We start from the raw sequence: 22,189 nt of genomic DNA on the forward strand, positions 1-22,189 counted from the left end.
GTTTTTACTGCTGAATTATTTTAATCTACGCTTAATTTAACAATGTATCAATTAATTTATCCTAAGTTTGGCTAATCCAGATGTTTTTTTCTCGCTCGTGAGAAATCCGGGTTTACTGTCTAACTAATTGAGGATTTGATTCCTTGCTTTGTTCTCATAATATTTAAAAATAAAAGTTGGGTTAATTCGGTTTTTGTCACCTGGTTTAGGAAGATTACCGATCCAAAAATCTACCTAATAAAAAGTACGGGAATTTTGAATAGGTGTGTTCGGTAAACTCTACAAAAGCAGACTTGAAATAGAACAATTATTTTTAAAACTAGGACTTACGCACTGTACAAATTTATCGTGATGTGCATCGCACCCCTCCTAAAGCTTGCAATGCGTAGCGTATCCTACAAATTTTTAGTATATTCACGCGACTAATGTTCATAATTAGACCTGTTGTATTTTTTTAATTTCACAGAGATAATAAGAGATTCCTCACAAACTGCTGATAACAGATATGTTAACAAGTTGGATTTACCTTATCGCCGCAATTCTTTTTGAAGTTTCAGGCACAACTTGCATGAAGTTATCGCAAGGATTTACTAAAATAGGCCCTTCCATATTAATAGTTGTTTTTTATGGATTTTGTTTTACTTTTTTGACTCTTGCTCTCAAGAAACTTGAGGTGAGTGTGGCTTATTCTGTCTGGGCTGGATTGGGAACTGTCTTAATTGCTATTATTGGTATTATTTGGTTCCGTGAATCTGCCACACTTATCAAGCTCATTTCCATCAGCTTAATAATCATGGGGGTAATTGGCATAAATGCAAGTGGGGGATAGGAATTAGGCGGCTCTATTGCATCGGGTTTACCAAAATATGCCACTAAAAAACCGACTTTTCACTACTTTGCATGTGAAAATTTTAGTGGGAAAGTTTTTAGCCATTTATTGGAAGTTTTGCACTTTCAATAACTGTTTGCAAAATGTTAAGCTTTGTCCGAAGCGATCGCTGCTTGAAAGTTACTTGATGTATAGTATCAACTTCAGGCAAAATTATTTTTTGGCTTTAACCCAAGCGTATTAGCTCAAAATTTATTAAACCCAGCAGAACGACGATAAAGTAACCAGATAAACAACGGTGAACCCAGCAACGCAGTGACGGAACCTACTGGTAGCTCTACTGCTCCTAGTCTAGAGAGTAAATCTGCAAAAGTCAGTAACCATGCACCTGCAAGGGCGGAAAGTGGCAAAACAAAGCGATGATCTGTACCAACGATCAGGCGGACACCGTGAGGGACAACAAGACCAACAAATCCAATCAAGCCACTGATGCTGACTGCACCTGCGGCTAATAGAGTGGCGACACCACCAATTAACAGGCGCGATCGCGTCAACGAAACCCCCAAACCCACAGCCAAATCATCTCCCAAAGCCAGCACATTTACCGATCGCGCCAGCAAGCATCCCGCGATCAATGCAACGATGATGTAAGGGCCAGCCGTAGAAATTTCTTGCCAACCCCGTCCATTGAGACTACCAACCAGCCAACTCAGCGCAATTTGAATTTGACCGTCTTCAGCTAAAAGCAGCAATGTACTTTGGACAGCACCAAATAAAGAACTCACCGCCACTCCGCCTAAAATCAACCGCTCAACAGAAATCCCCGACCCCGCACGACCGATCAAAATAACGATCGCTGAAGTCAAAATTGCTCCCATCCACGCTGCTAAAGGAATTGCGATCGGGAATATTTGCCAGACGATCATCACAATCACAATTAATCCTGCACCGGCTGAAATGCCCAAAATAAATGGATCGGCAAGACTATTACGTAACATTCCTTGCAGCAGTGCCCCTGACATTCCCAAGGCTGCGCCGACAAGCAGAGCAGCTGTAATGCGCGGAAGACGCAAATCCCAGAGAATTGTCTGTTTAACCGGATCGCCTTTGCGGAGAATGGCTTGCCAAAATTCCGACATACTTAAAGGTACTGCTCCTTGAGAAAGCGACAGGGCTAGCGTTACCACCAGTGCTGCACTCAGGAGTAAAACAGCCCAAAGTACCCGGTGTTCAGTAAAAATTGTCTTAAATGGTCTAGTCAACATAATTCGTAATTAATAATTCGTAATTCGTAATTATTACCCTAAAATTCAAGTCGCTTGCTCAGAAAGATAAATCATGTTTTTTGTCTGCATTATGAGTTACGCAAAACTACACGCGCTCAGGGGCAATTCATGAATTGCCCCTACCTAAAAGTCAGACAATTTTGGATTTTAGATTTTAGATTTTAGATTGACCCCAGCAATCAAGTGACTTGCTCTGTCATTTAATTTTAGATTTTGGATTTTAGATTTCTTCTCGCGTTTAAATTCGGGGGCTTGAGACCTTTTTAAATTTTGGATTTTGAATCTTCTCTACGAGAGGCTTCGCCAACAATCCAAAATCCAAAATTTAAAATCTAAAATTCGGTCATTTAACCTAACCCCCTTTCCGAAGCGGGAAGGGGGGAAAACTCAAAGTCTCTCTCCTAGAAGGAGAGAGATGAAGAAGAGAGGTTTTCCAGATACGGTGAAAAGCCAAGGGCGATCGCGAGTCATTACGAATTACGAATTACGAATTATTCCGTCAACTCCAGTCCACCTTGATAACCCGTAACAATGCGTCCACCATCCTTGAGAATGTGGATTTCTATCTGGTCGCTGGCCCAGGTAATCTGGTCTTGGAAAGCCGGATTTAACACCCGAACCCGTTGATTACTAGAAGAAACTGGAGAGTTGGGAGAATTAATTGCCAGAGATTCTACAAAAGGCCCGTCAATCAGGATATCGAGTTGTTCTAACAATGCTTGGGAACCTGGCGGCGCAGATTGTGACTGTAGCTGCTTAAGAGTGAACCCAGAAAAAGACATTACATTTAACCCAGCAGCTTTTACCTTCCTAGCTAAAGACGCTAGTGCAGTTGCTTGCCAAAAGGGTTCTCCACCAGAGAACGTTACACCCGTGTTGTGGGGATTACTGAGAATATTCTCCGCAAGGGTATCAACAGCAATCAATTGGTTAGCTTCAAATGACCAGGAGTTAGTATTAAAGCAGCCAGGACACTCACGAAGACAACCTTGTACCCAGATGACTGCACGACAACCAGGGCCATTAACTTCTGACTGATCAACGTAACCCATAATGTTGAGATAGCCAGGGGGAATTTCCATGAGTGCTAGCGATGGGTCAGTTGGCTTAATTTCCATCTCTTTAACTCCTTTTAGCCGTTGCCTGTTAACCGTTAACTATAGCGAATCTCCAGTTATATAACCGTGACAATGGTCATATAACTGGAGAAGTAGGAGTCAAATGAATAGGGTTCGGTTAAGCCAAAAACCAGATATATTGAGGGATATCACACAAGTATTAGTATAAAAACCTATACTCCCACTGAAGCTGATAATCAAGTTATAGTCGTGTTGATGATAATGTTGCTTACCCCATTATTATCAGGAGATTTATAAGCGATCGCGCTGTTGTAGTTCACTGTGATGGTGCCAGACTTAGAGTTGTAAATACTACTATCATCTATCTTGTAACCATCAGAACTGAGTTCGATTCCGAAAACATTATTGAGCTTGATAGTGCTGATGCCCACCGTTAGGGTGGCATTATTGTAGATGTCACTGCCAAGGGGTGCCTGATTCTCACTAATGGTACTATTACTCAAAGTAACAATACCTAATTTATTAGAGCTGCTGTTATTAACGGTAGCTCCATAAATGTCGCCGCCATCGTTGCGATTATTGTAAATACCACCACCGGCTTTCCCTGCGTGATTGCCACGAATGATGCTATTAATCACGTTAACAATGCCTAATTGATTGTAGTCGTCGTACTCGTTAGAGGTAGAGTTGTAAATGCCGCCGCCGTAGTCGCTGGCATAGTTATCACTGATGATGCTGTCACTACTTAACAATAGATTGCCATTATTGTAGATGCCGCCCCCAGTGGATGCATGATTCTTAGTGATAGTGCTATTGCTCACCTTAAAAGTGCCATATCCGAGAATATCTGGGGAATGGTAGCCGGGGAGGATAAAGCCCAGGTTATAGATGCCACCGCCTTCGATTGCCGTGTTGTCACTGATGGTGCTGTTACTCACAATTATGGTGCCATAACCAGCAATACCGCCGCCGTATGACGCAGTGTTGCTATTAATGGTGCTGTTATTCACGGTTATAGTGCCAGCAATTATATTAGGCCCGCCGTCTGTCTCGCCGCCATTATAGATACCGCCGCCGTATGACGCAGTGTTACCACTGATGATGCTGTCACTCACAGTTATAGTGCCATCCCCTTCGTTAAGACTGCCGCCGCCATCATAGATACCGCCGCCATCATAGATACCGCCGCCGTATGACGCAGTGTTGCCACTGATGGTGCTGTTATTCACTGATAGGGTGACACCAGTGTAAATACCGCCGCCGTCGCCGGCCTCGTTGCCACTGATCACGCTGTCACTCACGGTTATACTGCCTTCATAGATACCATAGATACCGCCGCCGTATTCCGCAATGTTGCCACTGATAGTACTCTTACTCACTGATAGGATGCCTGAGCTGTAGATACCGCCGCCGCCGTAGTAGCTGGATTTGAAGTTGACGCTGTTATCATTGATGACGCTGTTAGTCACGGTTATAGTGCCAGAACCATAGATACCGCCGCCGCCGTATTCCGCAGTGTTGCCGCTAATGGTGCTATTATCCACAGTAACAATGCCATCGTTATAGATACCGCCGCCGTCACGGCCTGCCGAGTTATCACTGATGGTGCTGTTACTTACCGATAGGGTGCCTGAGCTGTAGATACCGCCGCCGTTGCTGGCGTTGTTGCCAGTGATGGTGCTGTTGTTTACAGTGAAGCTGCCAGAGCTAGAGTTATAAATGCCGCCTCCGTTCGCAGCCGAGTTGCCAGTGATGATGCTATCGCTTAAGGTAAAAACGCCTTCATTGGAGATAGCACCGCCTCCTTTGGCATTTTTGTAGCTATTAGTAATAGTCAGCCCGTTGATTGCAGCTGTTACACGACTGCCAATGTCAAAAACACGAGAAGCACTATTATCACTAATAGTTAGTAAGTTCGGACTTGTGCCTTTAATGGTAAGGTTATCTGTGATACTTAGACTACTACCAGTCAGACTGATGGTATGAGCGATCGCATCAGTAAACAGTCCACCAAATTTGATGATGTCGCTTCCTGTAAGAGCATTGGCATCTAGAATTGCTTGCCGCAGTGAACCTGTACCACCGTTGTTGGTGTTAGTGACGGTAAATAGAGACATTGAGATTACTCCGATTTTTTTCAGGTGTATAAATATTGCGCTCAAAGCTCGCCTTTTTACTAATACGAGTCTTGAGCATTTTTTCTACTGCTCACTGAATATTCAAGAGTGAGCTTTGTCAAAGAACATGAATATTACGCTGTTGTAAACAGCGTTGTGTCAGGTATATCAACAATTCCTTACTCGCGGCATTTACTGATTCGTAGGAAAACCCAGAATGGAGTCGGGTTTTCCTATAAATCAATCCAAATTACTGATTTTCATCGCCAAATCTTTAGTACAGCACGGCAAAAATCCAGGTATCATCTTCTGAATTAACCAGACTTGGGGCTTAATACCCTTGTCAAAGGTAGGCAAAGTTCCGCCACAGTGTACTAGGGAATTGCCGTCTCAAACTCTAAAACCTTCTGAAAATATACTTAAACTCTAAAACTTTTGTAACACAGATTAGAGAAAATGGAAGGTATACTTTTAAATTCATTGAGAGTTTATTTTACTTCATATCTGCTGAGAGCGGAACTTGATTCTAGTTTAAAAATACTAAGGAATAATACGGAGGGATACATTTTGTCTAATATCGAAATGATCTTTAACTGATGACTAATGACTAATCCCTGAAAAACTTTGGGGGGTTTTGAAAAGTCCGCTTTAACTTACAAGTTTTTCGGTAAGCGTAGAGCTTGGTAGAGTCGATGTGGGCTATTATGCCCAGCACCTCTGTGTTAGAATCGGACGTGCGCCTTTAGGTGCATCCGGCTCCCGATGTTCTTAGCTTGCGCTTTTGCTCATGTGCAGATAATCGTGGCAACTCTCGTGAGTCGCTTTTAGATTTGCCTTTTTCCAGTTGGCATGATTTCCGTCGATGTGGTGCAGGTGAACCCGCTCCTCACTTGTGAATTTCAGCCCGCAGGATGCACATTTATGGTTTTGCTTTGTAAGAGCTAAGGACAAACTCCTCCACCCGTACAAGGGAGTGGCTGACTTTAGTCGCCTACGTTTTTGCTAGAATGATTTTAGCCGGAAGGGTAATCAACCTGTTTAAAAACCCTATTGCTGCCTAACACGCAGACCCTGAACCTTCTCCCAAGGGGAGACGCTAACGCGAAGACAACTAAATCTAGGGGGTTCTACTTTGTTATTCCGATTGCTTTTCTGTATTTAGGAAAGCACCTGAAAGTAGGTGAAAGATTCACAGGAATCGGGCAACCAGCATTAAAATTAAAACAAATTTTGCAGTAGTGCAACTACGGTAGAGTATACCGATTAACCCTTTGGCTTCGCTCAGGGTTAAGCTTGGGAGGCAGTGCGTTGGGCGGTGCTTGTTCGCTCAAGCGCGTTCCCGCAGGGTAGCAACTGGCGTGGAGAGAACCATCTCTGGTTTAGATACTGCAAGAGGTCTAAGCTAAGTGGTCTCGTTGAACCAACAATCTTAGTCACCAAGCGTGCTGAGAGTGTCAATAAACTGAAGTTAGTTGCCCAATTAGTATTGACTGTTCCATAAATAGAATAGATGACTCAACAAACTTCTAGAATTTGTATCCTTGGCGGAGGCTTTGGTGGTCTCTACACAGCCTTGCGCTTAAGCCAGTTACCTTGGGGATCTACGCAAAAACCCGAAATTGTGCTTGTAGATCAAAGCGATCGCTTCTTATTCTCTCCTTTACTGTACGAATTACTTACTGGCGAACTGCAAACCTGGGAAATTGCCCCACCGTTTGAAGAACTTTTACAAAGTACAGGAGTGCGTTTTTATCAAGGGGTTGTGTCTGGAATTGACATCGACCAGCGACGGGTAAACTTACATCAAGGCCCGGAAATCCCTTATGACCAATTAGTGTTGGCGCTAGGAGGTGAGACACCGCTAGATTTAGTGCCTGGTGGAATATCCTACGCCTACCCATTCCGTACAATCTCTGATGCCTATCGTTTAGAAGAACGCCTGCGATTTTTAGAAGAATCGGATGCTGATAAAATTCGGGTAGCGATCGTTGGGGCTGGCTACAGTGGTGTAGAGTTAGCCTGTAAGTTAGCCGACAGATTAGGGGAAAGAGGACGCTTTCGGATTATTGAAATCGCTGACCAAATTTTGCGAACTTCCCCAGAGTTTAACCGGGAAGCAGCAAAGAAAGCAATAGAAGCCCGTGGCGTGTTTCTTGATTTAGAAACCAAAGTGGAATTAATAGAACAAAATAGCATCTCCCTAGAGTACAAAAACCAGTTAGACACAATTCCTGTGGATTTGGTAATTTGGACTGTGGGAACCAGAGTTGCGCCCGTAGTGAAATCTCTTCCCCTGAAGCAAAATCAGCGTGGTCAAATCAGCACTACATCTCATCTGCAAGTCCTTGATCATCCAGAAATCTTTGCTTTGGGAGATTTAGCAGACTGTCATGATGCTGAAGGGCAGCAAGTCCCCGCTACGGCACAAGCAGCTTTTCAACAAGCTGATTATACTGCTTGGAATATCTGGGCAACTATGACTAATCGTCCCCTCCTTCCCTTCCGCTACCAACAGCTAGGAGAAATGATGACATTGGGAATAGACAACGCCACTCTCACGAGTTTGGGAATTAAACTAGATGGGCGCTTGGCATACGTCGCCCGTCGCATTGCCTATTTATATAGGTTGCCAACTTTAGACCATCAACTTAAAGTTGGTTTTAATTGGCTAGTCCGTCCGATCATAGAAACACTTTCTCGGTAACTTAAGGTTGGGCAGTGGGCATTGGGGATTGGGCATTGATGCCCCATTCCCTATTCAATTTTGAGTTAGCCGAGTCATAAAGTTTTTAACAAACCAAAATCTAAAATACAAGATTTAAAATCTTCAAAATTGAATGGAACAACCGAAAGTTATTTTTTTAGATGCTGTGGGCACACTCTTCGATGTCAAAGGTGGTGTGGGTGAAGTTTATAGTCAGATAGCTCAAGAATTTGGTGTTACAGTTTCAGCCGAAACATTAAATACAGCGTTCATCCAAAGCTTTAAAGCAGCGCCACCGCCAATATTTCCAGATGCAGAAGTGCAAGATATTCCCCAGCGCGAGTTTGATTGGTGGCGAATAATTGCCCTGAACACTTTTGAAAGTGCAGGTGTTCTCAAGGAATTTTCTGACTTTTCGGCTTTTTTTAGCGAACTTTACATCCACTTTGGCACTGGCGAACCGTGGTTTGTCTATCCCGATGTCATACCAGCTTTAATTAATTGGCGGCGGTTGGGAGTTAGCTTGGGGGTGCTGTCCAATTTTGATTCTCGGATTTACTCAGTATTGCAAAGTTTGGGATTGAGAGAGTTTTTTACCTCTGTCACCATTTCTACCCAGGTACGTGCAGCTAAACCCGACCCTCAGATTTTTGCCATTGCCTTAGACAAACATAAATGTTCCGCAGAGGCAGCATGGCATATTGGCGATAGCATTAGAGAAGATTACCACGGCGCTAAAGCAGCTGGCTTGAGAGGTGTTTGGATTAACCGTGGAAAATGAGGGAGATACTTTCAATTTAGCAACGCCAAATTTTTAAAGTGGAATCCAATCCAATCTATTTCAATACGATTATGCAGATAGTAGGCAAGGGTTGCGTAAATTTTCTCCAAATTCAGGGAAGGTAATTCGTCTATAATTTCCTCTGGTGAATATCCTTGCAAGTAATATTGAATCACATTATCAATACCAATGCGATGGCCTTTGATACGGATGTCATCTGGGTCTAAAAACTCAAAATAATCTTCTAGTTGCATCCATCTACCTCTGAAATGTCTTTTAGCATTATCCTAATTACCCTTGGCTAATTCCATGCGATCGCTGGGCTACTGTTGCTGCATTTTTTCCAAGTTTTAAAGCCTCAAGTACTGACTATAAATAGTATGTATAGAGACAGTAAACCTCTTCAAGAGCGATCGCCTGTGAATTGATTTTTTTGGATACTCAATTACTACATTTTCTATCTCTTACACCTTGTTGATTACTAAGAACGTAAATATAGCTATGTAGACGCTTGTCATCTAATTTTCCTTGTTCGGCTTCATTAAAAGCGTTGTCTAAATCTTTTTGTGCCTCTTGCACTGCATTTTCAGCTTGCTGGCAAGTCCAAGGGTAGCCGCCTACATAGATAGTGCATCCGCCAAATAGGAAAATTAAACCCCAAAATGCCAAACTAAGCTCTACCTCTCTTTTCCGAGCCTCTTTTTTGAGATGCCCAGATGCTTCTGCACTCATTGGTGGACTAAAATCGGGTATTCTTGGGATTTCTGTAGTAGTTAAGCTAAATCTTTCACTCCAGGCTACGTGACTACCTTCTGATTGACGCGCATATATCTTGACGTGGCTAATAGATTCAGGGGCTAACGACATTAAGCCCTTGCGAATAGTGTTAACTAACGACTCTTGGCTCGGTACTTCTGGTGATTCTAGAATAACCTGTAAACAGTCATCTTTTTTAGTGACTTTAGCAATAATACGCTTTCCTTTTAAGGAGTTATTTATCAGCATCGCAATCGCATTTGCGTCACCTTGTTTCGCAAGAGTCAGTATACTTTGTGAATCCATTTTAACTATTTTTTCAACAGAATATACTTATACAGCCCAAAAACCGATCACAATAACCACTTCCTGAAAAAATTTTCATGAACCATATAGTTGAAGGCTAGGCGGCATTAAACCAGTGCCTCTTTCTTGTTTTATGCATTTACGGGTGAAAGTAAAATGAGTAACTTAGCAATATTTCAACCAATTGGAAAAAGGCACAGATACAGATTGCTAGGCTGCACGCCAAAATACCGAATATCCGCAAGGACACATTGCAGAAACTCACCACGATACTAGCCAAGAACCACGGCACAGTAGTAATTGAGGATTTGAATGTCAAAACCTTAGAACTCCATTCATGAACCTCGGAACTCCATTCATGAACCTCGGAACTCCATTCATGAACCCCGGAACTCCATTCATGAACCTCAGAACTCCATTAATCAACCTCGGAACTCCATTAATCAACCTCAGAACTCCATTCATCTCCTACTCCCCACTCCCTTATTCCCCATGCTGCCCCAACACTCGTATGATCAAAATATCAGGAAAACATAACAGCCAGATTTTTACCGCAAAACATGGGCAGTATTTGGGAAATCGATTTTTACTCCCGTCCGATTTTGGACGCTAATCAGAAAAAAATTTGGGAAGTCTTAGTCTGCGAAAGTCCCTTGGATATCAGCACAAAAGCAGATTCTTTGTTTCGCTATGCTCAATATTGTCCCAGTACCCAGGTAAATTCTGGCTGGTTGCGGACAGCATTGCAGGAGGCTATTAACCAAGCTGGAAAAGCACCAATTAAAATCCGCTTTTTCCGCCGCCAAATGAACAACATGATTACTAAAGCTTGCCAAGACTTGGGCATTCCCGCCCAGCCTAGCCGCCGCACTTTGGTTCTCAACCAATGGTTAGAACAGCGTATGGAAGAAGTGTATCCTCAAGAGGCAGGGTATCAAGGGGGGACTAATCCCTCAGTCCGCTTGGAGAAACCTTTGCCGCAACGTTTACCAGATGCTTTGGAAGGACAGCAGTGGGTATTTGTTACCTTAGATGCTGCGGATTTGGCCCAAATGCCAGAGTGGGAAATTGGCTTTGGTGAAGCTTTCCCCCTAGAATTGGTGAAAGTTTCACCCGAAGCTCGTATTCCTGGTATTTTGATTTTCTCACCGAGAGCGTTACCTTTGGCAGGCTGGATGTCTGGTTTGGAGTTGGCTTTCTTAAGATTTGACACCAGCCAAGAGGCGAGATTGCTTTTAGAAACTGGTGTAACTGAAAGCTGGATTGTGGCAAATATCAAAAAACCTCAAATTTTAGCAGAAGCCAAAGGTTTTGAAGAAGCCAAGCAAAAAGCTAACGGAGTACATTTTATCGGTGTACAGTCTGATCCCAAAGCAGAATCTTTTGCTGGTTTTTGGCTGTTGCAAGAGGTTAATCTTTGAAAAATTGGGCATGGGTGGAGAATGACTAATGACTAGATACGTCGAGAGATGGCGATGATTTGGGATAATTAACTGCGTCCATCAGCGTTGATCTGTGGTTCCAAATCGCAACTGCCGAAACACGCTGATGATTTTTGAATAGTTATCTGCGTCTATCAGTGGAAAGTCCGATCGCTAGGGATCAGACTTTTAAGGGACATTGATATGCGGTTCAAAATCCACAATTCACTAAGGGTCATGGGTTCTGAAAATTTGTCACAAGATACACTAGCAGAACAGCTGCTGGAACTAGCTATAAAATCTGGAGCAGAAGCTGCTGAGGTGTATCAGTCGCGATCGCTTTCTCGTCCAGTGTTTTTTGAGGCAAACCGACTCAAACAGCTAGAAACAAACCAATCTGAAGGTACAGCACTACGGCTTTGGCGAAACGGGCGTCCGGGACTCACGGTGGCTTATGGTTCTGTCCTAGCCGAAGTGATGGTGGAAAAAGCTCTGGCACTAAGTCAACTTAATCATCCAGAAACAGTAGAATTAGGCTCTAACTTTCAGCCCTCCTACCCAGATTTAGGGGAAAGTGTGCCGATAGAGATTTTGGTAGACTGGGGCAAAGAAGCGATCGCACTCATCCGTGATGCCTATCCAGATGTTGTATGCAATGGTGACTGGGAATGTGATGTTGAAACCACCAGACTAGTCAATACCAAAGGTTTAGATTGTCACTATACCGACACTACCCTCAGCTGCTACATATCAGCAGAATGGGTGCGTGGCGATGATTTTTTGAATGTTTCTGATGGACAAACCAAACGGGGTGAACTCCACCCGCAGAAATTAGCTAATCAAATTTTACAGAGGTTAATTTGGGCTAGAGAAAATGTCTCACCTCCGACTGGGCGCGTCCCAGTTTTGTTCACTTCAAAAGCCGCCGATATGCTTTGGAGTACTGTGCAAGCAGCTTTGAATGGCAAGCGAGTTTTAGAAGTAGCTTCCCCTTGGGGAGAACACCTGGGTAAGCCAGTAGTTGCACCCAGCCTCACCCTCTACCAAGATCCGCAAGCTGGCCCTTACAGTTGCCCTTTCGATGATGAAGGCACTCCTACTCAATCTTTAGTATTTATCGAAAACGGGACTTTACAGCATTTCTATGGCGATCGCACCACCGGCGGCGAACTCGGTACTGACACCACTGGAAATGGTTTTCGCCCTGGTTTAGGCAGCTATCCCACCCCTGGTTTATTTAATTTTCTCATCCAGCCAGGTTCGGCATCACTACCAGATTTGATTCAACAACTAGATGATGGCTTGATTGTGGATCAAATGCTCGGTGGTGGCGGCAGTATTTCTGGAGATTTTTCGATCAACGTTGATTTAGGCTACCGCGTCCAAAATGGTCGCGTAATTGGGCGCGTTAAGGATACTATGGTTGCAGGTAATGTCTACACAGCCCTGAAGCAATTGGTTACACTAGGCAACGATGCTGATTGGAATGGTTCTTGTTACACTCCATCTCTGATAGTAGAAGGGCTATCCACTACCGGGAGAAGCAATTAATTCGTAATTCGTAATTCGTAATAACGCTCTCTACGAGACGCTAAAAGCGAACGCGGATTCGTTAACGCTTCGCTAACGCTTGTTAGAAGCTCTTAACTTAAACCCTCAAAACTCCGTTAAAAATTCTAAATTGATCGCCGATAACGGGTTTTGCAAGTAGCAAATGTTGCCTTTGATTCGTTGAAAGTAGGACTTACGCATCAAGTACGAAATGTCAAGGCAATTCATGAATTGCCTCTACGGTTCGTCAAGGCTTTCACTGCCTTTTTGCGTAAGTCCTGGAAAGTTTAGTAAATAATCTCCGAATAACACAAGAGATTTGACATCATGTGGTATACACCTATCTTCCAGCGTTTTCGGCAACTGCTACAACCACGGCGTCGTTTAGCAATTTTTGAAGCTTGTCTGATTGGTTTGGTTTCAGCCCTTGCAGCAGTCTTACTTAAATCGGGGGTAGGATTGCTAGGTGCCTGGCGAGTGCAGACATCGCTGCTGCTACCAGCTTGGTTTGTGCTACCAGGGATCGGACTCGCCTTTGGATTCCTCGCCGGATGGCTGGTTGAGCGCGTAGCCCCAGAAACTTCCGGGAGCGGTATTCCTCAAGTCAAAGCAGTGCTAGCCCGCATACCAATTGCTCTAGATTTGCGGGTGGCCCTGGTCAAGCTAGTCGGTGGTATTCTGGCACTGGGTTCTGGGCTAGCTTTAGGGCGGGAAGGCCCAACAGTTCAAGTAAGTGCAGCTTTAGCAGCTCAACTCAGTCGGTGGTTTCCGACTTCACCAGACCACCGCCGCCAGTTGATTGCTGCTGGTGCAGGAGCAGGGTTAGCGGCTGCCTTCAATACGCCGATTGCAGGTGTGTTGTTTGTAGTCGAAGAACTGTTACAAGATTTCTCGGAATTTACTCTCGGCACTGCAATTCTGGCTTCTTTTATCGGTGCCGTCGTCTCGCGCTTATTGGGTGGTCGCAGCCTGGATCTGAATCTAGCATTAACTGCTTCCAAGACAGAGTTTTTTGTTCAAGATATTCCCTTCTATTTGGTGTTGGGGGTTCTGGCTGGGTTGATGGGGGCGCTGTTCAATCGCGGAATTATTGCCAGCTTAACTGTTTACCGACGCTCTCTGCGTTTTGGATTACCTGCTCGTGTGGCACTAGCTGGGCTAGTGTCTGGGGTAATTGTGGCATTACTACCGCTAGCGTTTCGAGACAACACAGGACTACGGGAAATTTTAATTACAGGTGAGGCTAGCTGGTCAATGGCCGCGATCGCCTTTGTCTCCCAGTTTATCCTAACCCTCGTAGCTTATGGCTCTGGTGTCCCAGGAGGATTATTTGCTCCCGCTTTGACCCTTGGGGCTGCCCTTGGCTACTTGGTGGGTATAGGAGAACACAGTCTGCTTCTTCCTTTTGGGATAGCGACTGGATTACCAATTACCTATGCCTTGGCAGGAATGGGCGCATTTTTTACTGCGGTCGCCAGAGTGCCAATCACAGGGATAATAATTGTGTTTGAAATGACTACAGATTTCAACTTAGTGCTGCCCTTAATGATTGGCTGTGCAACGTCTTATCTAGTCGCCGAAAAGTTAGCGCCAGGATCACTATACGACAAACTTTTGGCGTGGAATGGCATAACTATCGAAAAAGCAGCACCTGCGGGGGGGATAATGACAAGTTTGACAGCCAAAGATGTCATGCAGCAACAAGTAGAAACTCTGGATACAGAGATGCCTTTAGATGAAGTGATGCAGGCATTCGCCCGTTCGCACCATCGTGGCTTTCCAGTGGTAGAGGACAGCAAGCTTGTAGGGATTGTGACGCAATCAGATTTACTAAATATCCGCGATCGCAACTTAGCAAACGATACTCCCTTACGGGAAATTATGACCACCACTCCGATGAGCGTAACACCCATCCACACCCTGAGCAATGTGCTGTATTTACTCGATCGCTATCAAATCAGCCGCTTACCAGTGGTCGATGGACGAAAACTGATTGGAATTATTACCCGTGGAGATATTATTCGGGCAGAAGCAGAGCATCTCAATGGTGAAAATGCCACCCCTAAACTGCGACCAGAACCTTCATATGTAGTTTACCAAACGCGATCGCCTAGCATCGGCAGAGGTAGATTATTAGTGCCAGTAGCTAATCCAGAAACAGCCGGGATTTTATTAGAAATGGCAGCAGCTATTGCCCGCGATCGCCATTATGAAATAGATTGCGTGCAAGTGATGCTGATACCCCGCCACAGTTCCCCCTCAGAAACACAGGTAAGGACGGCAAAAAGCCGCCGCTTGCTACGAAAGGCGGAAGTCTTAGCAAAAAAGTGGCAAATTCCCCTGCACACGCAGATTCGAGTTACTCACGATGTAGCGCAGACAATTTTGGAGACAATTAACGAACAACACATCGACCTAATTTTAATGGGATGGAAAGGTAACACATCTACCCCTGGTCGGATTTTTGGCGATGTTGTAGACACCGTAATTCGCCAAGCCGCCTGCGAAGTAGTGTTAGTAAAATTAGGCACTATTCAGCAATCCCCACTGGAAACTCAGCACGGGCTAACAGCACCGGCTAAACAACAGCTATCGGCTAATAGCACTCAGCACTCCTTTAATCGCTGGCTAGTTCCAATGGCTGGTGGCCCGAATTCGCGGCTGGCGATTAAATTGCTCCCAGCTTTACTGACATTAGGAAATAATCCACAAATTCGCCTTGCACAGGTGTTTAAGCCATCTGAATTAAAGCCAGACATGACAATTTCAGAACAAGCCATCCGTCAGTTGATGCGGCGTCGAAAATTGTCCAGTACTGTAGTTGCTCTCCCAGTCCAAGCTGATTCAGTTGCTGAAGGTGTGATTAACCTAGTGAAAACCGAAGGTTACGATGTTGTCGTTGTAGGAGCTTCGCGCGAGGGATTGTTACAGAGGGCGATTCAAGGTAATATTCCCGAAGCGATCGCCAGTGGTGTAGAAAGTACAGTTATTTTGGTTAGGGGTGCGATTAATAAATAAACTCAGATCAATTGGCACTTTCTGGCGATCGCCCATTTTACCTACGATAAAATACACCAATAATAAGAGAAACAATGATTGGTATTAAGATTGGAATAGCAACTATAAGTCCCCACTTACCAAACTTAATTTCCTCACCCTCAGATTTTAAAAAGGCAATCCAACCTACAACTCCCATCACAATCCAAATACACCCAAAGCCAAGGAATATAACAAATACTGAATCTTCCATTTTTTTATCAATTAAAAATTATTTTAATCATAACTTTCTAGTTGTGTATAGTTGTTTGATAACAAAAAATCTCTGCTTAAACCCACACTCGCTGGTTTAAGCAGAGATTTTGATATTTTTTCCAGCTAAAATCCTGAGTACGTAAAGAATATTATCATATTACAGTCGCCGATGATAAGCTGTTCCACATTTAACTTGCTCCCATTAGGGCGGGCTTTTCGGCCCACCCCACAAGAGTTAGGTTTAATTAGGTTATGCAATTTAGATGTTTTTCAGCTTCTCATCTCTTGAAGCTATGAGTGATATTATGTCCGCTTGATTACTTATTAAACCCGAATCACCCCAAAGAGCCAAAGCTGCGCTTTGTCGCCCCCCTCGAAGAGCGGGGGGGAATTAAGGGGAGCCAGTGCGGTCTTGCAAGTGGCGTTTGAGGAACGAACTAGTCGCGATCGCCCAGCCCCTAAATTTACCAAAAACAACCACCTGCAAAGCTGATCAAGCTAAATTTGCAGTCCGATTTTATTTTTGGGAAATCCCAATTCACAATTCAACCAGGCAAACTTAGCACGCCCTCAACCCCCAAGGGTTGGAGACAAGTAAACACAAAAACAAAGCCTGCCGATGCAGGCTTCCTTTACCCGTAATTATCTTTAGAATTTACGCCAAATTCAACTCAACTTATTATTAATAGTTAGAACGGGAGCTAGAGGAACTTGCGACATTAGACTCACCATAACCTACAGTATCATTGGCTCTGCGACTCTTGCGACCAAACAGGCCAAATAAACCGAGCAACCCCAGTAAACCCCAATCACCATCTTGATAATTTCTGTCGGTAGCAGTGCGGTCTGTAGTAGTACCGCTAACAGTAGCATCAGGAGTGGTTGTTGTTGTTGTCTGAGCAGAAGCAGGTAGAACTGTGGGCAAGGTAGCTAAACTTAGAGCTAGAACACTACTTCCCAAAATTTTGGAGATATTAAAGCGTTTCACGATCACATTCCTCAATTGAATTGCTGCAAGTAATAGTTAAAGTTTATTAAGTTTTGACAGCGCCAGCATCAATCTTTAGCAGCAAATATAAATCTACTTAAAGTTGGATTTGTGCTCAAGGAAATAAGCATTTTGGCATACGTTGAAGAAGAATACATTCCTCAGAATCAAGACGCTCTCTACCAGACCGAAGGCGTAGCTTGTCCTCCGCAGGAGTACGCGGACACGAGAAAGCGTCAGACAATTTTGGATTTTGGATTTTGGATTTTAGATTCACCCCATGCCTAAAGTCAGGGGCTTGTCATTTAATTTTAGATTTTGGATTAAAGAATTATTCTCGCGTTTAAATTCGCTTGCTCTCAGACCTTTTTAATGGAACGCAAGAATCTTCTCTACGAGAGGCAACGCCCAACAATCCAAAATCCAAAATTTAAAATCTAAAATTCGGTGACGCTATCAGTCTCTTATTCAGACCCGCGACTACGAAAGTTGACCACTAAATTTTCTTGTTTTGCGGGGGTGCAAAAACGCCGATTATTCAGACGCTTTTTCGGTCAGAATACCTTTCCTGTATTCTGACGACTGACGCATGTATTCTATTCGATAAATTACAGTAGACCTTTTGCAAAAGTCCTCTAACACCCCTCCCCGCCGGCGGGGAGGGGAGACTTTGACGTAAGTTAAAGGCGGGGTGGGGTTCTTTTTTTGATTTATGCAAGAAGTCTAGTGTATTACAAATTATGTAATACTGAAGTCGCCGATCGCATTAAAGCAAGCTCGATTCCAGATAAAATTTTTCTTTTTAAAACCGAAAATTACGTCTTCAGGTATGACGGATGCCGATATTAATTATCCAAAAATTGGGTCTAAATCTAATAAAAATCCTGGCAATACATCTTCACCTGATAGATTTCGGGGAGATTGTAAAACTTCCACTGGTTGGTTAGAGCGATAAATTTCTACTTGCCTATTCTTAGGATTAATCAACCAACCTAGACGCAAACCGTTGTTGATATATTCCCGCATTTTTGCTTGAGTATCTTCTAAATCATCAGTTTCAGAAACCAATTCCACTACAAAATCAGGACATAAAGGTGGAAATTTCTTTCTTTGCTGTGGCGTGAGAGCTTCCCATCTGGCAATTTTTACCCAAGACGCATCAGGGGAACGAGTTGCACCATTTGGCAATTTAAAACCTGTAGAAGAATTAAACGCTTTTCCGAGCTTATTTTGACGGTTCCATAACCATAATTGACCTTCTATATCCAAGTTACGCTCTCCAGTTTCTCCCCCGGTGGGTGGCATAATAACTAATTCTCCTTGAGCAGTTAATTCCAGTCCTAAGTCTTGATTAACAGCAATCAGCTGTTCAAATTCTTCGTCTGTCAATTTCAGCGCCGGAGGGAAATGTAAAGTTAGAGCACTCATACCAATTTTGGATTTTGGATTTTAGATTTTAGATTGCAGCAATTTTCAGGTAAATGTTTCTAACCGCCGATTTCACTCAGACAACCGCCAAATCTTAATAGTATTGTCCTCACTACCACTGACAAGTGTCTTGCCATCAGGACTGAAGGTGACGGATGTGATAGTGTTGGTGTGCCCCGCCAAAGTGAGAATTTCCTCACCTGTGGCTGAATTCCAGAGTTTGATGGTGCGATCGCGGCTACCACTAGCAATAATTTTACCATCGGCACTGAAGGCTACGGTTGTGACAGTGTTGGCATGTCCGGCTAGTGTGCGAATTTCTCTTCCGGTAGTTAGATTCCAAAGTTTAATCGTGCGATCGCGGCTAGCACTGGCTAAAATTCTCCCATCTGGGCTAATAGCCACGGCTGTTACTGTTTGAGAATTTCCCTCCAGTGTACGGATTGAGTACCCTTTTGTGATATTCCAGATTTTAATTGTCTTGTCAAAACTGCCACTGGCAAGAACCACGCCATTGGGACTGATGGCTACCGATCGCACCCAGAATGTATGCCCTGCCAGTGTCCGAATTTGCTCTCCTGTTGTTAAATTCCAGATTTTGATCGTATTATCATCGCTGCCACTAACCAGAGTCTCGCTATCAGCACTGATGGCTAGGGCATGAACTGAGTCAGAATGCCCCTCCAAAGTGCGAATTAGCCTTCGTGTTGGCAGATTCCAGATTTTGATGGTGTTGTCATTACTACCACTAACCAGAGTTTTCCCATCTGGGCTGATCATTACAACATTCACCTGCTGAGAATACCCGTTGAGTGAAGAGATTGCTTTTCCGGTTGCGAGATTCCAAAGTTTAATTGTGCGATCGTCGCCACTACTGGCAATGGTTTTGCCATCAGGGCTGATGGCGACAGATAAAACTGAGTTTTCGTGTCCTTGGAGAGTCTTAGCTAAGGAAACCTCCCCCAAACTAATCTTTGGCGATTGACGTAAAAACGCATCATCTTTGCCAGAACTATTATGCTGACTCAGCCTAGAGACCAAATTAGTCTGAATCTGGCGAAAATGTTTATACCAAGATTCTCCAAACCCGAACAACATAATCAAAGCACTTATTAAAATTAAAATTCTCAGTAAGGGATAACTTTTTGGTAAAGATGGTGCTCTAGTTGGTGGTATTTTCCCAGATGACTTACCGGCTGGTGGTAGTGCGAGGAGTTGTTTTGGAGTCAAGTCTCTGAGGACTTCATCGGCTGACTGGTAACGTTCTTGGATGTCTTTTTTCAAAAGCTTGTCGATCACAAAATCCAACTCAGGATTTAATGGACTCCGCAAATATTCCCGCCAATTACTCACCCAGGAGTACCCAGATTCCATCCACAACTGAAAGGGGGAATTTCCCGTTAGCAGATGAAAGCAGGTAGCCCCCAAACCAAACAAATCACTGGCGGGGAAAGCTTTACCATCTCTAATTTGTTCTAGGGGTGAATAACCATGTGAACCAATGGATGTGCCAGATTTCTGCTGAACTTTGGCGGTGAATTGCTTTGAGGAACCAAAATCAATCAGGCTTAATCGCCCATCACTTTTATCGCGAATAATATTTTCTGGCTTGATATCTCGATGAATGACTTTGCGATCGTGGATGAATTTCAAGATCGGTAGTAAATCTAGCAAAATAGATTGAATTTCCCTAGCGTTATAGGGCTTGCGCTGTTCCAACTCCTTTAACAAATTGTCCCCATTGATAAACTGCTGCACTAAATATAAGCAGCCATCTTGCTCAAAGTAAGCTAGCAAAGTCGGAATTTGGGGATGTTCCCCAAGGTCTTGTAGTCGCTGCGCTTCTTCAGCAAACAACTCCATCGCCTTTTTTTGTGACCAAGTTCCTTGAAATTTTGGAGCTAATTGCTTGATAACACAGCGTTCATTGAGTTTATCTACATCTTCTGATAGATAGGTTCTGCCAAATCCCCCCTCATCTGAAAGGACTCGGATGACACGGAAGCGATTTCTTAAAAGTGACACCAATGGGGTGCTACAACTTTGGCAAAACTTCTTTCCATTGGGATTCAGGGGATTTGGGCAATCGGGATTTAAGCAGCAGATCATGATCTGACAGGCGCGACTGCATGACAACTTAGGCTAAGTTTGCCCCGAATTTTCCCTTAAGAAAATTGACTCTCGCTTACTGATGGTAGAAAACCCTGTTCTGGGGATTGGGGAATTACTTAATATAGTTAGCGTTTGTAAATAGTAGCCAGTCTTCCTCGTCTGTGGAAAACTACGAGAGCCATAAGATTAATTATTCTATTGATTATATAATAATCTGAGTAGAAATTTTTTTTGATGTGCCAGCCCTAGTAATTTTGCTTGTATATTGACCGGCAATAAGTGACTAAGTATTAAACAGAAACCCTGATTAATTAACCATCACTGACTAAAAAATGTAGTCAAAATGCTTACTAAATTTGTTTTTGAGATTTTAAATCACCCATGATTAATTGTTAATTTGATACTTTAGCTCAATCAGGCTTCAACTTAACTTTACGACTTAGTTGATTTTAGCCTTCCTCTCCATTTCCGAATAGCACTAGCAGTTCTGGCAACAGGTGGCAGATATACATCAGGATTTTCGTGAGAATTTTTGTGTTGTGTAATACTTTTATGATCTAATTTGTGTGTAGATTTTTGGGTAGTTAGACAGCTAGCCAAAGTAGTTAAATAGCTTTGATTACCTAAAGCTTTCATCACTTCATCGGCACTCTTAAACCGATCATTTAAGGCAATTTTCACCATTTTTCCTAAAATCTGGGCGAAACTGTAGCTAATATTTACCTCTTTTTGCCAGCTTATCTCACCAGTATTCGCCTCGTACTCAAATTCTAAAGGGCTTTTAGCAGTCAACATATAAATACAAGTTACACCCAGTGCATAAATATCACTGGCATAAACTGGACGTAGAGAAAACTGTTCTGGTGGTGCAAATCCCCTAGTCCCAATAAAATTGGTGTTTGCAGGTTGATTGATTGAGTTTTCACAAAGGTCAACTAATTGCTCTTTCACCGCCCCAAAATCAATCAGCACTATCCGCCCGTCATACTCACACCGCAATAAATTCTGGGGCTTAATATCCCGATGAATCACACGATGTTTATGAAGATACTGTAATACAGGTAATAAGTCCTGTAAAAACTGTTTAACTGAGGCTTCACTTTTGGGCCCAGTTTCTCGCACTTCTCGTGCCAAAGTCAAACCCGGCACGTATTCTTGAATTAAAAAAAACTCCCCATTCACCTGAAAGTAGTCTAATAGCATAGGAATTTGCGAATGACTACCGAGTTGACCCAAAGTTCTTGCTTCTTTTTCAAAGCGCATACACGCCCTTTGCCAGCTTTGAGGATTAGTCACTTTCGGACAAAGCTGTTTAATGACGCACAGGGGATTCCCAGGTAATAGGGTATTTTTCGCTAAAAACGTGATCCCAAAACCACCCCGACCCAAAATTTGCAATATTTCATAGCGATCGCGAAATAGTTGCTTGGAACCACACATCTGACCAAGTTGAGTTTGCTGTAAAATGCTCTGTTGAGAATTCGTTATTTTCTGAAAAAAGCGATTCATTAGTATAGAGTATCTGCTCTGCAATGCCTCTAATTTTACGATAGATAATCATTGGCAACAGTAAGATTAC

Annotated in this window: 18 protein-coding genes and 1 pseudogene; 8 read left to right on the forward strand and 11 right to left on the reverse strand. The window is 43.4% G+C overall.

Translation table 11 applies throughout. From position 1 onward, the window contains the following. The first annotated feature begins 505 nt into the window (after positions 1–505). Positions 506–829 carry a DMT family transporter gene (locus HWQ23_RS00195; protein ID WP_292822768.1) on the forward strand — a complete coding sequence of 108 codons (324 nt, stop codon included), beginning with the start codon at positions 506–508 and terminating at the stop codon, positions 827–829. Positions 830–1,074: 245 nt separating this feature from the next. Here HWQ23_RS00195 and HWQ23_RS00200 read toward each other — a convergent pair whose 3' ends face one another. The 4 genes and pseudogenes from HWQ23_RS00200 to HWQ23_RS00215 all read right to left on the reverse strand — a co-directional run. Continuing rightward, positions 1,075–2,094 (reverse strand): FecCD family ABC transporter permease, encoded by a 1,020-nt coding sequence (locus tag HWQ23_RS00200; RefSeq protein WP_292822769.1) that lies wholly within the window; start codon positions 2,092–2,094, stop codon positions 1,075–1,077. Between the two features lie 512 nt (positions 2,095–2,606). Beyond that, positions 2,607–3,233, reverse strand: coding sequence for a 4Fe-4S single cluster domain-containing protein (locus tag HWQ23_RS00205; RefSeq protein WP_292822770.1), 627 nt, complete (start codon positions 3,231–3,233; stop codon positions 2,607–2,609). Between the two features lie 197 nt (positions 3,234–3,430). After that, entirely contained in the window at positions 3,431–5,311 is a 1,881-nt protein-coding gene (locus HWQ23_RS00210) for a beta strand repeat-containing protein (protein WP_292822771.1), read from the reverse strand. Positions 5,312–6,079: 768 nt separating this feature from the next. Next, positions 6,080–6,259: pseudogene (locus tag HWQ23_RS00215) on the reverse strand (RNA-dependent DNA polymerase); the annotation flags it as partial. Between the two features lie 562 nt (positions 6,260–6,821). On the opposite strand from HWQ23_RS00215, the gene HWQ23_RS00220 reads away from it, so the two are divergent. Both HWQ23_RS00220 and HWQ23_RS00225 read left to right on the forward strand, forming a co-directional pair. After that, on the forward strand, positions 6,822–8,015 hold the full coding sequence (locus HWQ23_RS00220; RefSeq protein ID WP_292822772.1) for an NAD(P)/FAD-dependent oxidoreductase: 1,194 nt from the start codon (positions 6,822–6,824) through the stop codon (positions 8,013–8,015). A gap of 133 nt (positions 8,016–8,148) precedes the next feature. Further along, complete coding sequence (locus HWQ23_RS00225; protein ID WP_292822773.1) at positions 8,149–8,796, forward strand: HAD-IA family hydrolase; 648 nt, start codon at positions 8,149–8,151, stop codon at positions 8,794–8,796. An 11-nt stretch (positions 8,797–8,807) separates the two neighbouring features. On the opposite strand, the gene HWQ23_RS00230 is transcribed toward HWQ23_RS00225, so the two are convergent. Beyond that, the gene (locus HWQ23_RS00230) at positions 8,808–9,050 is read right to left on the reverse strand and encodes a DUF433 domain-containing protein (protein ID WP_292822774.1); all 243 of its coding nucleotides are present in this window, start codon (positions 9,048–9,050) and stop codon (positions 8,808–8,810) included. A gap of 187 nt (positions 9,051–9,237) precedes the next feature. Continuing rightward, complete coding sequence (locus HWQ23_RS00235) at positions 9,238–9,858, reverse strand: hypothetical protein (protein ID WP_292822775.1); 621 nt, start codon at positions 9,856–9,858, stop codon at positions 9,238–9,240. Between the two features lie 173 nt (positions 9,859–10,031). Here HWQ23_RS00235 and HWQ23_RS00240 point away from each other — a divergent pair, with 173 nt between their 5' ends. From HWQ23_RS00240 to HWQ23_RS00255, 4 genes are all read left to right on the forward strand, one after another. Beyond that, entirely contained in the window at positions 10,032–10,199 is a 168-nt protein-coding gene (locus tag HWQ23_RS00240) for a transposase (RefSeq protein WP_292822919.1), read from the forward strand. Positions 10,200–10,418: 219 nt separating this feature from the next. After that, positions 10,419–11,279 (forward strand): Tab2/Atab2 family RNA-binding protein, encoded by an 861-nt coding sequence (locus HWQ23_RS00245; protein ID WP_292822776.1) that lies wholly within the window; start codon positions 10,419–10,421, stop codon positions 11,277–11,279. 237 nt (positions 11,280–11,516) lie between these two features. After that, positions 11,517–12,830, forward strand: coding sequence for a TldD/PmbA family protein (locus HWQ23_RS00250; protein ID WP_292822777.1), 1,314 nt, complete (start codon positions 11,517–11,519; stop codon positions 12,828–12,830). A 327-nt stretch (positions 12,831–13,157) separates the two neighbouring features. After that, complete coding sequence (locus HWQ23_RS00255; protein ID WP_292822778.1) at positions 13,158–15,848, forward strand: chloride channel protein; 2,691 nt, start codon at positions 13,158–13,160, stop codon at positions 15,846–15,848. A gap of 37 nt (positions 15,849–15,885) precedes the next feature. Here HWQ23_RS00255 and HWQ23_RS00260 read toward each other — a convergent pair whose 3' ends face one another. Beyond that, positions 15,886–16,080, reverse strand: a complete 195-nt coding sequence (locus HWQ23_RS00260; protein ID WP_292822779.1) for a hypothetical protein — start codon at positions 16,078–16,080, stop codon at positions 15,886–15,888. A 684-nt stretch (positions 16,081–16,764) separates the two neighbouring features. Beyond that, complete coding sequence (locus HWQ23_RS00265) at positions 16,765–17,070, reverse strand: WGxxGxxG family protein (RefSeq protein ID WP_292822780.1); 306 nt, start codon at positions 17,068–17,070, stop codon at positions 16,765–16,767. A 132-nt stretch (positions 17,071–17,202) separates the two neighbouring features. On the opposite strand from HWQ23_RS00265, the gene HWQ23_RS00270 reads away from it, so the two are divergent. Then, a complete protein-coding gene (locus tag HWQ23_RS00270) occupies positions 17,203–17,358 on the forward strand; it encodes a hypothetical protein (protein ID WP_292822781.1) in 156 nt (51 codons plus the stop codon). 561 nt (positions 17,359–17,919) lie between these two features. Here the strand turns inward: HWQ23_RS00270 and HWQ23_RS00275 are convergent. The 3 genes from HWQ23_RS00275 to HWQ23_RS00285 form a co-directional block, all read right to left on the reverse strand. Further along, the gene (locus tag HWQ23_RS00275) at positions 17,920–18,498 is read right to left on the reverse strand and encodes a Uma2 family endonuclease (RefSeq protein WP_292822782.1); all 579 of its coding nucleotides are present in this window, start codon (positions 18,496–18,498) and stop codon (positions 17,920–17,922) included. A gap of 72 nt (positions 18,499–18,570) precedes the next feature. Continuing rightward, positions 18,571–20,607, reverse strand: coding sequence for a serine/threonine-protein kinase (locus tag HWQ23_RS00280; protein ID WP_292822783.1), 2,037 nt, complete (start codon positions 20,605–20,607; stop codon positions 18,571–18,573). 435 nt (positions 20,608–21,042) lie between these two features. Next, complete coding sequence (locus HWQ23_RS00285; protein ID WP_292822784.1) at positions 21,043–22,119, reverse strand: serine/threonine-protein kinase; 1,077 nt, start codon at positions 22,117–22,119, stop codon at positions 21,043–21,045. Between the last annotated feature and the right edge of the window lie 70 nt (positions 22,120–22,189).

This window comes from Nostoc sp. JL33, from assembly GCF_017114985.1.
Classification (GTDB): domain Bacteria; phylum Cyanobacteriota; class Cyanobacteriia; order Cyanobacteriales; family Nostocaceae; genus Nostoc.

Bases quoted from the DNA above. Each gene is read 5' to 3' on its own strand.
- HWQ23_RS00205 (WP_292822770.1), bottom strand. From the start codon at position 3,233: ATGGAAATTAAGCCAACTGACCCATCGCTAGCACTCATGGAAATTCCC.
- HWQ23_RS00200 (WP_292822769.1), bottom strand. From the start codon at position 2,094: ATGTTGACTAGACCATTTAAGACAATTTTTACTGAACACCGGGTACTT.
- HWQ23_RS00195 (WP_292822768.1), top strand. From the start codon at position 506: ATGTTAACAAGTTGGATTTACCTTATCGCCGCAATTCTTTTTGAAGTT.
- HWQ23_RS00245 (WP_292822776.1), top strand. From the start codon at position 10,419: ATGGGCAGTATTTGGGAAATCGATTTTTACTCCCGTCCGATTTTGGAC.
- HWQ23_RS00250 (WP_292822777.1), top strand. From the start codon at position 11,517: ATGGGTTCTGAAAATTTGTCACAAGATACACTAGCAGAACAGCTGCTG.
- HWQ23_RS00255 (WP_292822778.1), top strand. From the start codon at position 13,158: ATGTGGTATACACCTATCTTCCAGCGTTTTCGGCAACTGCTACAACCA.
- HWQ23_RS00220 (WP_292822772.1), top strand. From the start codon at position 6,822: ATGACTCAACAAACTTCTAGAATTTGTATCCTTGGCGGAGGCTTTGGT.
- HWQ23_RS00285 (WP_292822784.1), bottom strand. From the start codon at position 22,119: ATGAATCGCTTTTTTCAGAAAATAACGAATTCTCAACAGAGCATTTTA.
- HWQ23_RS00210 (WP_292822771.1), bottom strand. From the start codon at position 5,311: ATGTCTCTATTTACCGTCACTAACACCAACAACGGTGGTACAGGTTCA.
- HWQ23_RS00275 (WP_292822782.1), bottom strand. From the start codon at position 18,498: ATGAGTGCTCTAACTTTACATTTCCCTCCGGCGCTGAAATTGACAGAC.
- HWQ23_RS00225 (WP_292822773.1), top strand. From the start codon at position 8,149: ATGGAACAACCGAAAGTTATTTTTTTAGATGCTGTGGGCACACTCTTC.
- HWQ23_RS00230 (WP_292822774.1), bottom strand. From the start codon at position 9,050: ATGCAACTAGAAGATTATTTTGAGTTTTTAGACCCAGATGACATCCGT.
- HWQ23_RS00280 (WP_292822783.1), bottom strand. From the start codon at position 20,607: ATGATCTGCTGCTTAAATCCCGATTGCCCAAATCCCCTGAATCCCAAT.
- HWQ23_RS00260 (WP_292822779.1), bottom strand. From the start codon at position 16,080: ATGGAAGATTCAGTATTTGTTATATTCCTTGGCTTTGGGTGTATTTGG.
- HWQ23_RS00235 (WP_292822775.1), bottom strand. From the start codon at position 9,858: ATGGATTCACAAAGTATACTGACTCTTGCGAAACAAGGTGACGCAAAT.